Origin of the sequence: Xanthobacter flavus (genome assembly GCF_017875275.1) — a bacterium.
Taxonomy (GTDB): Bacteria; Pseudomonadota; Alphaproteobacteria; order Rhizobiales; family Xanthobacteraceae; genus Xanthobacter; species Xanthobacter flavus_A.
On record NZ_JAGGML010000001.1, the window covers coordinates 1346358 to 1361337 of the forward strand.

At 68.7% G+C, this 14980-nt stretch carries 14 protein-coding genes; 7 read left to right on the forward strand and 7 right to left on the reverse strand.

Annotation, left to right across the window (positions count from 1 at the left end):
- Positions 1-12 precede the first annotated feature (12 nt).
- Positions 13-750 carry a TetR/AcrR family transcriptional regulator gene (locus J2126_RS06595; protein WP_209485031.1) on the reverse strand — a complete coding sequence of 246 codons (738 nt, stop codon included), beginning with the start codon at positions 748-750 and terminating at the stop codon, positions 13-15.
- Between the two features lie 286 nt (positions 751-1036).
- On the opposite strand from J2126_RS06595, the gene J2126_RS06600 reads away from it, so the two are divergent.
- The 5 genes from J2126_RS06600 to J2126_RS06620 all read left to right on the forward strand — a co-directional run bounded on the left by J2126_RS06600 (position 1037) and on the right by J2126_RS06620 (position 5592).
- Positions 1037-2221, forward strand: coding sequence for an ABC transporter substrate-binding protein (locus tag J2126_RS06600; RefSeq protein WP_432445305.1), 1185 nt, complete (start codon positions 1037-1039; stop codon positions 2219-2221).
- 69 nt (positions 2222-2290) lie between these two features.
- Positions 2291-3163: a branched-chain amino acid ABC transporter permease gene (locus J2126_RS06605; protein ID WP_209485032.1), complete on the forward strand. Its 873-nt coding sequence runs from the start codon at positions 2291-2293 to the stop codon at positions 3161-3163.
- Entirely contained in the window at positions 3163-4107 is a 945-nt protein-coding gene (locus J2126_RS06610; RefSeq protein WP_209485034.1) for a branched-chain amino acid ABC transporter permease, read from the forward strand. Before J2126_RS06605 ends, J2126_RS06610 begins: the two co-directional genes overlap by 1 nt.
- Positions 4104-4904: an ABC transporter ATP-binding protein gene (locus tag J2126_RS06615; protein WP_209485036.1), complete on the forward strand. Its 801-nt coding sequence runs from the start codon at positions 4104-4106 to the stop codon at positions 4902-4904. The genes J2126_RS06610 and J2126_RS06615 overlap by 4 nt, the downstream gene beginning before the upstream one ends.
- Entirely contained in the window at positions 4891-5592 is a 702-nt protein-coding gene (locus J2126_RS06620) for an ABC transporter ATP-binding protein (RefSeq protein ID WP_209485038.1), read from the forward strand. The genes J2126_RS06615 and J2126_RS06620 overlap by 14 nt, the downstream gene beginning before the upstream one ends.
- A 78-nt stretch (positions 5593-5670) precedes the next feature.
- Here J2126_RS06620 and cydC read toward each other — a convergent pair whose 3' ends face one another.
- The 6 genes from cydC to J2126_RS06650 all read right to left on the reverse strand — a co-directional run bounded on the left by cydC (position 5671) and on the right by J2126_RS06650 (position 12690).
- Positions 5671-7449: a thiol reductant ABC exporter subunit CydC gene (gene cydC, locus J2126_RS06625; RefSeq protein WP_209485040.1), complete on the reverse strand. Its 1779-nt coding sequence runs from the start codon at positions 7447-7449 to the stop codon at positions 5671-5673.
- On the reverse strand, positions 7446-9230 hold the full coding sequence (gene cydD, locus J2126_RS06630) for a thiol reductant ABC exporter subunit CydD (protein WP_209485042.1): 1785 nt from the start codon (positions 9228-9230) through the stop codon (positions 7446-7448). The genes cydC and cydD overlap by 4 nt, the downstream gene beginning before the upstream one ends.
- Before the next feature lie 100 nt (positions 9231-9330).
- The gene (locus tag J2126_RS06635; RefSeq protein WP_245327229.1) at positions 9331-9975 is read right to left on the reverse strand and encodes a DUF4202 domain-containing protein; all 645 of its coding nucleotides are present in this window, start codon (positions 9973-9975) and stop codon (positions 9331-9333) included.
- 53 nt (positions 9976-10028) lie between these two features.
- Entirely contained in the window at positions 10029-10544 is a 516-nt protein-coding gene (locus J2126_RS06640) for a hypothetical protein (RefSeq protein ID WP_209485044.1), read from the reverse strand.
- A 74-nt stretch (positions 10545-10618) separates the two neighbouring features.
- A complete protein-coding gene (locus J2126_RS06645; RefSeq protein ID WP_348634250.1) occupies positions 10619-11299 on the reverse strand; it encodes a CatB-related O-acetyltransferase in 681 nt (226 codons plus the stop codon).
- 308 nt (positions 11300-11607) lie between these two features.
- Complete coding sequence (locus J2126_RS06650; RefSeq protein WP_209485046.1) at positions 11608-12690, reverse strand: LacI family DNA-binding transcriptional regulator; 1083 nt, start codon at positions 12688-12690, stop codon at positions 11608-11610.
- Positions 12691-12859: 169 nt separating this feature from the next.
- Here J2126_RS06650 and J2126_RS06655 point away from each other — a divergent pair, with 169 nt between their 5' ends.
- Both J2126_RS06655 and J2126_RS06660 read left to right on the forward strand, forming a co-directional pair.
- Positions 12860-13792: a dihydrodipicolinate synthase family protein gene (locus tag J2126_RS06655; protein ID WP_209485048.1), complete on the forward strand. Its 933-nt coding sequence runs from the start codon at positions 12860-12862 to the stop codon at positions 13790-13792.
- A 137-nt stretch (positions 13793-13929) separates the two neighbouring features.
- A complete protein-coding gene (locus tag J2126_RS06660) occupies positions 13930-14910 on the forward strand; it encodes a Bug family tripartite tricarboxylate transporter substrate binding protein (RefSeq protein WP_209485050.1) in 981 nt (326 codons plus the stop codon).
- Positions 14911-14980: the final 70 nt, after the last annotated feature.

Genomic DNA, 14980 nt, shown 5'->3' on the forward strand with positions numbered 1-14980 from the left:
TCCGCCGCGATCCTATTCTGCCGGTCGCCGCGCCGTGGCGGCACGGGGCGCCTCGGCGGCGGCGGGTGCGGCGCGCCGGCGCGCGGGGGCGCGGGGCTGCGCCGGCTTGGCGTCCGTGACCCGGATATCCGCCGCCTTCGCCTCCGGCGCGGAAAGGCCGCGCAGCGCCTCTTCCGCCCCCGCCTTGATGAGGCCGGTGACAAGGCGGGCATAGTCCGCGCGCGTCAGGCCCTTGCCCTCGCGAAACCACAGATACTGCCAGTTCAGCATGCCGAAGGCGGACATGGTGACGGGCTTCAGCATCGGCCCGCGCCCCACGGAGGGCACCTCCTCTGCGATGGCGTCGGCGAGCAGCGTGACCAGCCGGCGCTCCAGCGCGCGCAGACCCTCCTGCCGCTCGGCGTTGAGCAGCTTGAGATTGGCGATCTGCACCTGATGCTCGGCGTCGGCGTCCTTGTAGGCATCGAGCAGCGAGGCGGACATGGCGTAGATGCGCCCGCCCTCCGGCGCCTCGGCGATGGCTTTCTCGGCGCCTGCGATCAATTGCTCCAGATGGGTGGAGAGGATGTCGAAGAGCACCGCCTCCTTGTCTGGATAGTAATGGTAGAGCAGCGCCTTCGAGGCCCCGCACGCGTCGGCGATCATGGTGATCGAGGTGCCGGAATAGCCGTATTGCGCAAACAGCTCCGCCGATTTGTGGAGGATGGCCTCCCGTTTGGCCTCGTAATCCTGTGCGCGCGTGCGAGCCATCTTGCCTGTCCATCTCGATCGCCGCCGCAAGAAGCCGGCTGCGAACGTCCGCCATCACTGGGAAAGGGGTTCAGATATCAAATATTGTCCGCCCGGTCGATCAATCATCCCGCGCAGGACCGCCGGCGGCAAGGGCCTCGGACCGAGCGCAAGGAAACCGCGCGCGAACAATTGACCATCCGGCCGGTTAATTATATGGTTCAGGTCTCGCTGGTCGAATGGCCGGCGAACGGAGGCGGGACAACCCGCTCCTCGGCCCGAAATGGACCTTTAGGAGGAACGCTTCATGGATACGCCCGCACGCCTGCGGCCGATGCTGCGCGCGGCTGCCCTCATGCTCGCGACCTTTGTCGCCGGCCCCGCCCTCACCAGCGCCGCCTTTGCCGCCGATCCCATCAAGATCGGCTCCGTGGTCTCCGCCACCGGGCCGGCCGCCTTCCTTGGCGATCCGGAAGCCAAGACGCTCAAGCTCTATGTGGACGAGCTGAACAAAAAGGGTGGCCTCCTCGGCCGGCCCGTCGAGCTGGTGCTCTATGACGACGGCGGCGACGCCAACAAGGCGCGCACCTTCGCCACCCGCCTCGTGGAGGACGACAAGGTCGTCGCCATGGTCGGGGGCACCTCCACCGGCGCCACCATGGCCATGATCCCGGTGTTCGAGGAAGCCGGCATTCCCTTCGTCTCGCTCGCCGGCGGCATCGAGATCATCGAGCCGGTGCGCGCCTTCGTCTTCAAGACGCCGCACACCGACAAGACCGCCTGCCAGAAGATCTTCGAGGACATGAAGGCGCGCGGCATCACCAAGATCGGGATGATCTCGGGCACGGACGGCTTCGGCAAGTCCATGCGCAACCAGTGCCTGAAGGTGATCGGCCAGTACGGCATCGCCGTCGTCGCCGACGAGAATTACGGCGCCACCGATTCCGACATGACGCCCCAGCTCAACAAGATCAAGAACACCGCGGGCGTCGAGGCCGTGCTCAATCCCGGCTTCGGCCAGGGCCCGGCCATTGTGACGCGCAACTATGCGCAGCTCGGCATCAAGCTGCCGCTCTACCAGAGCCACGGCGTCGCTTCGAAGAGCTTCATCGAGCTGGCCGGCCCGGCCGCCGAGGGCGTGCGCCTGCCCGCCCCGGCCATCCTCATCGGCGACAAGCTGGCGGCCAACGACCCGCAGAAGCCGGTGGTTTCGGAATACAAGACCTCCTACGAGAAGGCCACGGGCCAGCCGGTCTCCACCTTCGGCGGCTACGGCTATGACGGCATCCAGCTGGTCGCCCGCGCCATCGAGAGCGCGAAGTCTTCTGACCCGAAGAAGATCCGCGACGCGCTGGAGGCCACCAAGGGCTATGTGGGGGTCACCGGCATCTACACCTTCGCCCCCGCCGACCATCTCGGCCTCGGCACGGATTCGTTCCGCATGCTGGTGATCCGCAACGGCGACTGGGCGATCGAAGCCCCGGCCCGCTGATCTTTTCCCACACCCGATCCCCACCGCGGCGGCGCCACCCCGGCGCCGCCACACAGACGGCGTGAGGACATGTCCGAATTTCTCCAGCTCGCGTTCTCGGGCCTGACGGTTGGCGCCATTTATGCGCTCATCGCCCTCGGCTTCACGCTGATCTACAACGCCTCCGACGTGATCAACTTCGCCCAGGGCGATTTCGTCATGATCGGCGGCATGGGCACCGTCTTCCTCATGGCGGCGGGGCTCGCACTGCCGGTGGCGGCGCTGATCGCGGTCGTCGCCGCCGTGCTGGTCGGCCTGCTGCTGCACCGGCTCGCCATCGAGCCCGCGCGCGGCGCCTCGCCGGTGACGCTCATCATGATCACCATCGGCGCGTCCATCTTCATCAAGGGCGTGTCGCAGATCATCTTCGACAAGCAGTTCCACTCCCTGCCCGCCTTCTCGGGCGACACGCCAATTCCCGTCGGCGGCGCCACCATCCTGCCGCAGAGCCTGTGGGTCATGGGCACCGCGCTCACCCTCGTGGTCGCGCTCTATCTGTTCCTGGAGCACACTTTGGTGGGCAAGGCGGTGCTCGCAACCGCCGCCAACCGGCTGGCGGCGAAGCTCGTGGGCATCAATGTGGCCCTCGTGCTCGCCCTTGCCTTCGGCCTCTCGGCGGCCATGGGCGCGCTCGCCGGCGTGGTGGCGACGCCCATCACTTTGACCCGCTACGACATCGGCACCCTCTTCACCCTGAAGGGCTTCGCCGCGGCGATGCTGGGCGGCATGGGCAATCCGGTGGGCGCGGTGGTGGGTGGCCTCCTCATCGGCCTCATCGAGACCTTTGCGGCCGGCTACCTCTCCTCCACCTACAAGGACGCGGTGGCGTTCCTGATGATCCTCGTCGTGCTCCTGTTCATGCCGCGCGGTCTGTTCGGCAGCCGCACCGTGGAGCGCGTGTGATGAAGGCCATCCTGCGCTCGCGCCTCACCCCGCTCATTGCCCTCGCGCTCATCATGGCGCTGGTGCCGATGATCGCCCCCACCTCCTTTCACCTGCGCGTCGCCGCGCTGGTGTGGATATTCTCCCTCGCCGCCCTCGGCCTCACGATCCTAATGGGCTATGCGGGACAGGTGAGCCTCGGCCATGCCGGCTTCCTCGGCATCGGCGCCTATGCGGTGGCCATCGGCCCGGCGCGGCTCGGGCTCGATCCGCTGCTCTGCCTTCTGCTCGGCGCGGTGCTCTCGGGCGTCATCGCCTGGCTGGTGGGCCGACCCATCCTGAAGCTGAAGGGCTATTACCTCGCCATCGCCACCCTGGGCTTCGGCGTCATCGTCGCCCTGATCCTCCACAGCGAGACCGAGCTGACCGGCGGGCCGGACGGCATGTCCGTATCGCGCATCACCCTGTTCGGCTGGCGGGTGACTGGGGCGCTAAACTGGTACTGGGTCTCGGCCGGAGCGCTGCTCATCGGCGCGCTCATCGCCCTCAACATCGCCGCGAGCCCCACGGGGCGGGCGCTGCGCGCGCTGCACGACAGCGAGGTGGCGGCGGCCGGCGCGGGCATCGATGTTTCCGCCAAGAAGCTCGCTGCCTTCGTGGTGGCGGCGGTCTATGCGGCGGTGGCGGGCGGGCTGCTTGCCGCGATGAACGGCCTCATCACGCCGGAGGCGGCGAGCTTCTCCCATTCGGTGGAGTTCGTCGCCATGGTCATCATCGGCGGGCTCGGCTCGGTGTTCGGCACCGTGCTCGGCGCCGCCTTCCTGGTGGTGCTGCCGCAGACGCTCACCGCTTTCCAGGAATATGAGCAGGCGGTACTGGGCCTCCTCATCATGGTGTTCATGATCTTCCTGCCCCAGGGCATCGTGCCATCGCTGCGCGCGCTGATCGAGGAGCGCCTGCCGTGAGCACACAGACGCCCCTTCTCGACGTGAGTGGCATCGGCATCTCCTTCGGCGGCCTCAAGGCGGTGGATGAGGTGAGCTTCAAGGTCGGTGCCGGCGAGGTCTTCTCCATCATCGGGCCGAACGGGGCGGGCAAGACCACCCTGTTCAACCTCGTCACCGGCATCTACCGCCCCTCGCGCGGCAGCGTGCGGCTCGACGGCGTGGACATCACCGCCGTGCCGCCCCACCAGCGGGTGGTACGCGGCATGGCGCGGACCTTCCAGAACCTGCAGATCTTCTTCCGCATGACGGCGGTGGAGAATGTGATGGTGGGCTGCGCCCTCTCCGAGCGCACCTCCTTCCTCGCCGACATGCTCGGCCTGCCCTCCGTCTTCCGACAGAACCGGATCACGCGGGAGAAGGCGCTGGCGCTTCTGGGGCGCGTGGGGCTCGCCGACCTCGCCGATTCCCCCGCCGGCGCCCTCCCCTATGGCGCGCTGAAGCGCCTGGAAATCGCCCGCGCCCTCGCCGCCGATCCCCGGATCCTGCTGCTGGACGAGCCGGCGGCCGGCTGCAATGCGGTGGAGACGGAAGCCATCGACCACCTCATCGCCGAGATCGCGAAAAGCGGCGTCGCGGTGGTGCTGATCGAGCATGACATGAAGCTGGTGATGAAGATCTCCGACCGGGTGCTGGTGCTGGCCCACGGCCGCCCGCTGGCGGAGGGGCCACCGCGCGCCGTGCGTGAGAATCCGCAGGTCATCGCGGCCTACCTTGGGGACATCGGATCGCGGGAGGCGGATCGTGCTCACGGTTGAGGCTCTCTCCTCCTCCTACGGGCGCATCATGGCACTGCGCGAGGTGTCGCTGGAGGTGAAGGCCGGCGAGATCGTCGCCCTCGTCGGCTCCAACGGCGCCGGCAAGACGACGCTGCTGCGCGCCATCTCCGGCGTCCAGCCGGTGCGCGGCGGGCGCATCGTCTTCGAGGGCGAGGCCATCGAGCGCATGGAGCCGCACCTGCGGGTGGTGCGCGGCATCTCCCAATCGCCCGAGGGCCGGCAGGTGTTCGGCCCCCTGAGCATCGAGGACAATCTGAAGCTCGGCGCCTACCGGCGGCAGGATGCCAGGCGACAGGCGCGGCTCGATCACGTCTACGGCCTGTTCCCCGTGCTCGCCGAGCGGCGCAGGACGCCGGCCATGAGCCTGTCCGGCGGACAGCAGCAGATGCTCGCCATCGGCCGCGCGCTGATGGCGGGGCCGAAGCTGCTGCTGCTGGATGAGCCCTCCCTCGGCCTCGCGCCGCTCCTGGTGGACCAGATCCTTGCCGCCGTCACGTCCCTGCGCGACGAGGGGATCACCACGCTTCTGGTGGAGCAGAACGCCTCGGCCGCCCTCGCCATCGCAGACCGGGGGTACGTTCTGGAGACCGGCCACATCGCCATGGAAGGCACCGGCGCCGCGCTGCTCGACGACCCCAAGGTGCGCGCGGCCTATCTGGGCATCTAGGCTCGGTATTTCCGTAACGACGCTGGATCAACGCAGTCGATACGAACTGGCTCTATGCGGTTGTGCAACTTAAAATAATCATGGTGGGGCTTGCTCCAAGCCCTGACCGGAGCCGGCTGATCGGGCGGTATCCTCCGGGATGCCGCCCGAAATCGTTCCGGAGCCGAGCAGCGCCGCCATCGCGGACGACGCCCCACGCGCGACGATGCGGCCGCCATCCATCACGATGATCTCGTCCATCGCGTCGAGGCCGGCCCGGCGGTGGGTGATGAACAGGAGCGACTGATCGCGCCCCACGCCGAGAAGTCCGTCCAGCACGCGCCGCTCGGTTTCGCCGTCGAGCCCCTCGGTGGGTTCGTCGAGAATCAGGATCGGCGCGTCCTTCAGAAGGGCACGTGCCAGACCGAGGCGCCGGGCCTCGCCGCCGGACACCTTCGCCCCGTTGGCGCCGAGGAAGGTATCGAGCCCCTCCGGCTGCGCCGCGACGAAGGCGAGGATGCCCGCCCGCTCCAGCGCCGCCTCCAGCTTGCCTTGGGATGCATCGGGGTCGGCGATCAGCAAATTCTCCCGGATGGTCGCCGTGAACAGGTGATCGTGCTGCGCCAGCACCGCCATGCGGCGGCGCAGGGCATCGGAATTGAACGCGGCGAGGCTCGAACCGGCGAAGGTCACCTCGCCCGGTCCCGGGGCGCGGAACCTGAGTGCCAGCGCGACGAGGCTCGATTTGCCCGATCCGCTCGCCCCAACCACGCCGATCCGCCGGCCGGGGGTCAGCGCCAGATTGATGTCCGTCAGCGCCGCGGCGGTCGCGCCGGGATAGGTGAGCCCCGCATGGGCGAACGCGAGCGCCCCGGCCTCGGGCACCTGCTGCGGCGTGGCTGGCTCCTCCACCGGCGGCGGACGGTCGATAAGGCCGAAGATGCGGCGGGCAGAGGCAAGCGTCGAAGGCAAGGTCTGGAAGGCGAGCGGCAGCGGCGCCACCGCCTCGAACAGGGAGAGGGCGAGCAGCGCCAGCATGGGCAGGTCGGCCGCCGGCAGCGTGCCCGCCAGCACCCGCGGCGCGGCGATCATCAGCACCAGCACGAGGGACAGTTGCGCGAACAGGCCGACGCCCGCGCCGGCGAAGCCGAGGATGCCGGCGAGCCGGTGTTCACGGGCGATGAGCGTGTCGCTGGTCTCATCCAGCGCGGTACGATGGCGGCGGTCGGGATCATAGATGGAGAGTTCGGCGCGCCCCTCGATATGATCCACCAGCAGAGCGTTGAGCTGCGCCGTGCCGGCCGTCACCTCCCGCGCGGCGTTCGCCCCGAGCCGGTGAACGAGAAGCGGCAGGCCGAGCCCCGCGAGGAGTGCGGCAGTGCCGATGCCCACCGCCATGCCCGCATCATGGAGCGCAAGGAACGCGAGGCCCGCGCCGAGCACCAGCACGCCGGCGATCACCGGCGAAAGGATGCGCAGGAAGGCGAATTCCAGCCGGTCGATATCGCCCTTGAGCCGGGCGAGCAGGTCGCCGGACCTCTGGTCCTCCAGCGCCGCCGGGGCGAGCGGAATGAGCCGCGCGAAGAACCACGGCCGCAGCGCCGCCACGAACTTCAGCGTCGCCTCATGACCGACGATCCGCTCGCCATAGCGCCCGACGGTGCGCACCACGGCATAGGCCCTGATAGCCGCCGAGGGGGTGAAATAATTCACGCTCGCCCCCGTCGCGCCGGCCAGCGCCATGGCCGCGATGAACCAGCCGGAGGTGGCCATCAACGCAATATGGGCGAGGGTGGCGAGGGCGGAGACGAGGATGGCCAGCGCCATCCAGCCGGCATGGGGCGCCATCAGGCGCAGGAGGCGCAGTGCGTCCTTCATCGAGCCGCCTCCGCTTCGCCGATGGTGGAGGCCAAATCCGGCACGAGATCGCCATCGCGCACGCCATGGCGCAGGAGGTCCGCCGGCGTGCCTTCGGCGACGATCCGCCCGCGCGCAAGCACTATGATGCGGTCGGCATCCGCCACGCTCGCCAAGCGATGGGCGGCGACGAGGCCGGTGCGACCGGCGAGGAGACGCGACAGGGCAGCCTGCACGGCGGCCTCGCTCTCCCGGTCGAGATGGGCGGTGGGCTCATCCAGCACCACGAGCGGGGCGGCGCGGTAGAAGGCGCGGGCGACCGCGAGGCGGTGGGCCTGTCCGCCTGACAGGCCTGCTCCGCCTTCACCCACGTATGCCGCGAGGCCACCGGGCAAGTCGGCGACCACATCGGCGAGGCCGGCATCGGCCACCGCCCGGGCCAGCCGCGCGGGATCCGGCGCGGCCTCGCCGGGGGCGATGTTGGCGGCGAGCGATCCGGCGAACAGGCGTGGGCGCTGGGGCACGTAGGCCATGCGGCGCCGCACGGCAGCAATGTCCAGTTCCGCCAGCGGCACGCCGTTCACCAGCACACGGCCGGCGGTGGGGCGCACGAAGCCGAGCACGAGGTTGAGGATGGAAGACTTTCCGGCGCCCGAAGGCCCGACCAGCGCCACCGTCTTGCGCGGGTCAACCGAGAAGCTCACATCCTCCAGCGCGACGCGCCCGTCCGGGAAGGTGAGGGAGACGTTCTCGAAGCGGATGGAGATGGCCTCGGGTCCGGGCGTTGGCGCCGAGCCACCGCTCTCGGCGAGGGCGGGCATCTCTTCCAGCGCGACGAGGCGCTCGGCGGCGCCGATGGCCTCCATGCGGGCGTGATAGGCGGTGCCCATGGCGCGCAGCGGCGCATAGAATTCCGGCGCCAGCAGCAGCACGAACAGGCCGGGAAAGAAGGCCATCTCGCCCCACAGCAGGCGGAAGCCGATGAAGATGGCGATGAGGGCGATGGAGACGGTGGCGAAGAATTCCAGCACCGCCGATGACAGGAAAGCGACGCGCAGCACCGCCATCGTGTCGCGCCGGTAGTCGTCGGCGACGGCCGCCACCTCCGCCACCATGCGGTCGGCCGCGTTGAACGCCTTCAGCGTCGCAAGCCCCTGCACCGCATCAAGCAGGTGCCCGGACATGCGGGCCAGCCGGCGCCACTGCTTCTGGTTCAGCGCCTCGGTGCCCTTGCCGATGAGGATCATGAAGATCGGGATGAAGGGCGCCGTCGCCAGCAGGATGAGGCCGGACACCCAGTCGAACGGGAACACCGCGACCAGTACCGCCACCGGCAGCATCACCGCCAGCACCGAGGCCGGGATGTAGCGGGAATAATAGGGTTCGACGGCGCGCACGCCGTCCGCCAGCGCCGCCACCAGTTCGCCGGTGCGCGCCTCGGCGAGGCCCACGGGGCCGATGGCCTCCACGCGATCGAGGAGCCGGGCGCGCAGGGCGCGCATCACCTTCGCCGCGGCGGCAAAGCCGAAATGCTCGCTCGCCCAGACCGCGCCGAAGCGCAGCAGGATCGCGCAAACGAGGGCGGCAAGCTCGAAGACGTGCGCGGAGAGCGCCTCCCGGCGGAACAGCACGGCATCGATGATGCGGGCGACGAGAAAGGCCTGCGCGATGATGAGGAGCCCGGTCGCCGCCGATGCCGCGAGGGATCGGCCGAGGTCCGCCCGCGCGGTGCCGCGAAAGCCCGACAGGAAGGCGGAGAGGCGCTTGCGATCCGTGGCGATAGCGACCCCTCCCTCGTTCATGGTCCGGGCGCAATCGCCCGGAGGCAGCCGGGAGATACCACACGCGCCCGCCGTCCACACTGCGATGAAGGCGCCCAGGCGGAGCGCCAGTCCGCAGAGCCTAGGCGGGGGGCTGCTCCGCGTCTTCCCCGTTCGCCCGCGCGGCGAGGCCTTGATGGAGCAGGTCCACCACCTCGTGCGGCAGATTGAGGGCGAGAGCTGCGGCGTGGCCTTCCTCGGACATCTTCCCCCAGGTCTTGGCGAGGATGCCGGCCACCTTCTCCGGCTCCGGGCGATGCTTCAACAGGAAGGCATCCAGTTCGTGGGTGAGGAAGACGAGCACCGCCACGTCCTCCAGGGCCTGCGTGTCCGGATCCTGCTTCAGCCGGTCCTTGCGGACGATCTTGCCCACGCGCTCGGCGAAGTCCGGCGCGAAGCCAAGGCCGCGCAGGATCTCGGCGATGCGGCGCTCATGGACGTTCTTCAGCTCCGTGCGCCAGCGGAAATAGCCGGCCTTGCCCGCCGGATAGGTCTCGCGCGGGATGGTGAAGCGCTCGATGTGCTGGCCCCGCGCGGCGATCCTCAGCGCGTCGGAGGCATCCGGCCGGAAGCGGGCCAGCGCCTGCGTCATGCGCTGGCCGTAGAGCACCGCAGCCGGCACGCTCCGGCCGTCCACATCCACCCGAACGGGATCGGCGGCGTTGGCGGCATCGATGGCGGCGTAGGCCCTCTCCAGCAAGGCGGCGGGAATCGCATCGCGCGTCATCGGGGCTCCTGTCCGGCTTCAGGCGGCCATCATGCCGGTCGGTGCGCGCGTGTCTAGCGCAGGCGCAGCCGTGCCCAGCGCCACAGCGCCCGCGCACGCCGTTTCAGCTCGTCGAGCCGCAGCCATTCCACCACCGAGCGATGCACGGAGGCGGCGGTCTCGATCACATAAGCCATCCAGCGCACCGTCATCAGCTGCGCCTTGCCGGCAGAAAAGATGCGCTCGATGAGCACGAAGCTCACCAGATGCGCCAGCAGGAACAGGACTGTGCCGGTGCGCACATGGCCGTTGGCGATGTGAATGAGCGCGAGGAACTTCACCGGCTCCACCACGCCGTACGGCACCACAATGAGCACCAGCACCGCATAGGCCGGCAGGCGGCCGACCCACGCCTCGAACCGCTGCACCAGCTTGAGCGCAGCGAGCCAATTCAGCAGCGGGCGATAGAGCGGGCGGACCAGCTCGTCGAGCAGGATGACAACCCCGACCACCAGCCGGAACGCGAGGCGCAGCACCCCGAGGAGCGGATTGCGCGTGCGGGCGGGACGGGGCGGCGGGGATTCGACCATGGCGCGATGATGCCGGGTAAACCGCCACCGCGATATATGCCGCTGCGGAATGGCGCTGGCAGATCCGGAGCGGTTCAGGCCAGCTCGGCGGCCGGAATCCACTCGGGTTCATAGGGCTCGATCGTTCCGAGTTCCACGGCCCTCTCCAAGGCATCGAGGCAGTCCGGCAAATTGGCGATATCGAAGCGCACGAGATCCGTCAGTGAGAAGCGCCACCAACGCAGACGCTCGAGCCGGACGATCGTTTCCGGATCGAACCGATAGCGCACGATCTGCGCCGGATTGCCTGCGACGATGGCATAGGCCGGGACGTCGCGCGTGATGCACGAGAGCGCACCGATCACCGCGCCGTTCCCGATGGTGACCCCGGAGCGGACGAAGGCATCCTGCCCGATCCAGACGTCATGGCCGATCTTCACCGGCTTCACGCTGCTGGCAAACCAGTGCCGCTCAGGAGCATCTGTGCCGGATACAAAACGATCCCAACCATAAAGCGTCGGATTTTCAAAACTCGAACTGGTCGAAAGCCGGGATATATCATGCTCATTGGCGCCCAGCGTGACGCCCGGCGCGATCGAGCAATATCGGCCCACTTCCACCCAGCACGCATGTCCCGCTGCGTGCAGCATGGAAAAGGCACCGAAGCGGGACGGGAACTCGCTCCGAATGTGCTTGGTCACCAGACAGGGTGGCTCAAACGCCAACGCCGCATGTGCGCTCGATGCATCGATGTTGGCTTGCACGCCCGCGTTCACCGCGCCCCCCTCATCCGACCGCTCCACCCTTCGGGCCGGGACAGAAAAGGCACCGGGTCGTTCATCAGGACTCCTTCCCAGAGCACATTTTCCGAGCTCGTGAGCAAGGCTTAACGGCAAAAGTACGAGAACTGGACCGAGGACGCAACCAAGTCTGCGGACCATGGGTCGGCATCAGGATCTGGCCGGTCCAGTTGGAGGGAAAGCGATGTGGAAGCATAAGTTCCAGGTCTCCCCGAGTTTGAATCACCTCACGACTTCGAAAGCCGGCGGCCCGCCACGGCCTTTACCGTCCGCCGACCTCGCGCCTATCGGGCGGAGGGCCGAATGTCCGTGCCGACGCGGCGGGGGCGACCGGCGCGGGTTGCGGCCGGTGGGGCCGTCGATCGGCGGGGGATGAGGGTCGGCGCGGCGATGCGCAGGCGGTCGGCGCTGGTCGCGGGGCCGCGCGTCAAAAGGTCCAGCGCGTCGGCGGCGATCTGGTCGAACGGCACGCGCACGGAGGTGAGCGGGGTCGGCAGGCGGCTGACGATCGGGATGTCGTTATAGCCCACGATGGAGACATCGCCGGGCACGGACAGGCCGAGCCGGGCGAGCGTCGAGAGGGCGCCGATGGCGGTGTTGTCGTTCACCGCGAAGAGCGCCGTGGGCGGCTCGGCCGTGCTCATGAGCCGCTCGGCCGCGTCCGCTCCCGAATCGATGCCAAAGGTGGATTCGACCACGAGCACCGGGTCATCCGCGATGCCGGCCTCCGCGAGCGCCTGCCGGTAGCCTTCCACGCGCCCCTGGCTGCTGGATGCGTAGGACGGGCCGGCGATGAGGCCGATGCGGCGATGGCCGAGGTCGATCAGATGCCGCGTGGCGAGGTATCCGCCAAGCCGGTCGTCGCCCACCGACGCCAGGCTTCGCCCGTCGCTGCGCAAAGCGAGCACATAGGGCACGCCGCGATCTGAAAGTTCCTGGGCGAAGTCGTCCCCTTCCCGCGCGGTGGAGAGGACAAGTCCGTCGACGCCCCGCTGGAGCAGCGTCTGCGCGGCCTTGCGGTCGGCGCGCGGCTCGTCGTCGGTGGTGGCGACGATGGCGAACTGTCCGGTGCGGGCGCAGGCGCGGGCGAGCGCCTCGTAGAGCATGGCCATCACGGTGTCGGTCAGCCGGGGCACGATGACGCCGATGGTGTCGGTCTGGCCGCGGCGCAGGCTTGCTGCGGAGACGTCGCGCACATAGCCGAGGCTCTCCGCCACCTGCCGCACCCGCCGGGCGGTCGCATTCTCCGAGCGCGGCAGGCGCTCGTCGAGGATGCGCGAGACGGTGGACTTGGACACACCCGCCGCCGCCGCGACGTCAAGGATGGTGACGCGCCCCTGCCGCTCGTGCGGTTCGTCATCGTTCAACGGCTTGTGTCCTTCGATCCAGGGCCAGGTGACAGATTAGCGGTTGACAGGAGAAGGCGACAACCGCAATTATGGGAACGTTCCCGCTAACGATCCAACAAAAGCTGCGGGTCGGAGGAAGCGGGACCGGATTTTCGGTCTGAACGACCCCAAGGAAGGAACTGGAACCATGGCTATCGACTGGAAGGGCCTGAACCCCGCCCCCGTCACCCTCTTCAAGGACAACGGCGACGTCGACTTCGACGGCAACGCCCGCCTCGCCAAGTGGCTGGCCGCCATCCCGGGCGTGAAGAGCCTCGTCATCCTCGGCCATGCCGGCGAGGGCACCTTCCTGACCTTCGAGGAGCAGATCGAGCTCATCCGCGTCTACAAGGACGCCACCCCCCTCCCGGTCATCGCCGGCATCACCGGTGAAGGCACCAAGGTCGCCGAGATCGAGGCCAAGAAGAAGTTCGACGCCGGCGCGAGCGGCGCGCTCGTGTATCCGAACCACGGCTGGCTGCGTTTCGGCTACCAGAAGGGCGCCCCGCAGGACCGCTACAAGGCCATCGCCCAGTCCGGCCTCGAGTGCATCCTGTTCCAGTATCCGGCCGTGACGAAGGCCAATTACGACCTCGACACCCAGCTCGAGATCGCCGCCATTCCGGGCGTGACCGCCACCAAGAACGGCGTGCGCGACATGAAGCGCTGGTACAACGAGATTCCCGCCCTGAAGAAGGCGTTCCCGAACCTCGCCATCATGTCCTGCCACGACGAGTGGCTGCTGCCCACCATGTTCGACGTGGACGGCCTGCTGGTCGGCTACGGCAACATGGCGCCCGAGCTGCTCATCGAATTCCTCAAGGCCGGCAAGGCGCAGGACTACACCCTCGCCCGCAAGTACCACGAGCAGCTGCTGCCCGTGACCCGCGCCGTCTATCACCGCGGCTCGCACATGGAGGGCACCGTCGCCCTCAAGCATGCGCTGCGCGCCCGTGGCCTCATCGACAACGTGAACATCCGCGAGCCGCTGAAGCCCCTCGGCGACGCCGCCGATGCCGAGATCCGCGCCGCCGTGAAGGCCTCGGGCCTCACCGTGGTCGCCGACGCCCTCGCCGCCTGATCGGCCACCGGGCACCAAACCGCACCGGACCGCTTCGGCGGTCCGGTGACGGGCCATGGCGAGCGCCGGCGCATCCGGCGTGCATAATTGAAAACAAGCCGCAAACCGGGAGCAACCCGGGGCATCTGGAGGAAAACATGCTCAAGCGCCGGGACTTCCTGTTCTCGTCCGCTGCCCTCTTCGGCGCAGCCCTCGCCCCGACCGTCCTAAGGGCGGCGAGCGACTTTCCCAGCCGGCCCATCAAGCTCGTCGTCCCGTTCGCCCCCGGCGGCGGCGTCGACGTATTCGCCCGCCTGATCGGACAGAAGCTCAAGGACCTCAAGGGCTACACCGTCGTCATCGACAACCGCAGCGGGGCCAACGGCACCACCGGCGGCAGCGCCGTGCGCAAGGCCGATCCGGACGGCTACACCATCCTCTTCTCGGCCGGCACCCATGTGATGGCCGGCAGCGTGATGAAGACGCCGCCCTATGACGCCGTCGCGGACTTCGCGCCCATCGCGCGGGCCGGCGAAGCGCCCATGATCATGGTGATGTCGCCGAAGCGGCCGCAGACCACCATCGCCGAGATCGTCGCCAGCGCCCGCAAGACCCCGCAGGACTGGAACCTCGCCGTCGCCGCCATGGGTTCGCCCGGCCACCTCGCGACCATCGAGTTCAACAAGCTGGCGGGCCTCAACCTCGACATCATCCCCTATCGCGGCACCGCTCCGGGCCTCAACGACGTGGCGGGCGGCAACGTCCAACTGATGATCGACCCGGTGCTGGCGCTGCTGCCCTACGCGCAGGCGGGAAATGTGAAGGCCATCGCCCTCACCTCCAGCAAGCGGAGCAGCCTCGCGCCGCAGGTTCCGACCGCGGCCGAAAGCGGCCTGCCCGGCCTCGACCAGTTCTCCTGGTACGGCGTTTGGAGCCCGAAGGACATGCCGCCGGACCTCGTGAAGACCCTCAATACCGCGGTGAACGAGGCCGTGCGTGCGCTGGCCGAGAGCGGGCAGCTCGCGAAGATCGGCATCGAGCCCATCTCCGAGACGCCGCAGCAGTTCGACGCCTTCCAGCGCGCCTACCTCAAGAAGGGCGCCGAACTGCTCGCCTCGGTGAATTTCGAGCCGAGCTGACGCAGCCCGGGCCGCGCGCCAAGCGGCCCCGGCTCCCCGTTTCTGAAAACAAGCCCCTCGACGACAAGGC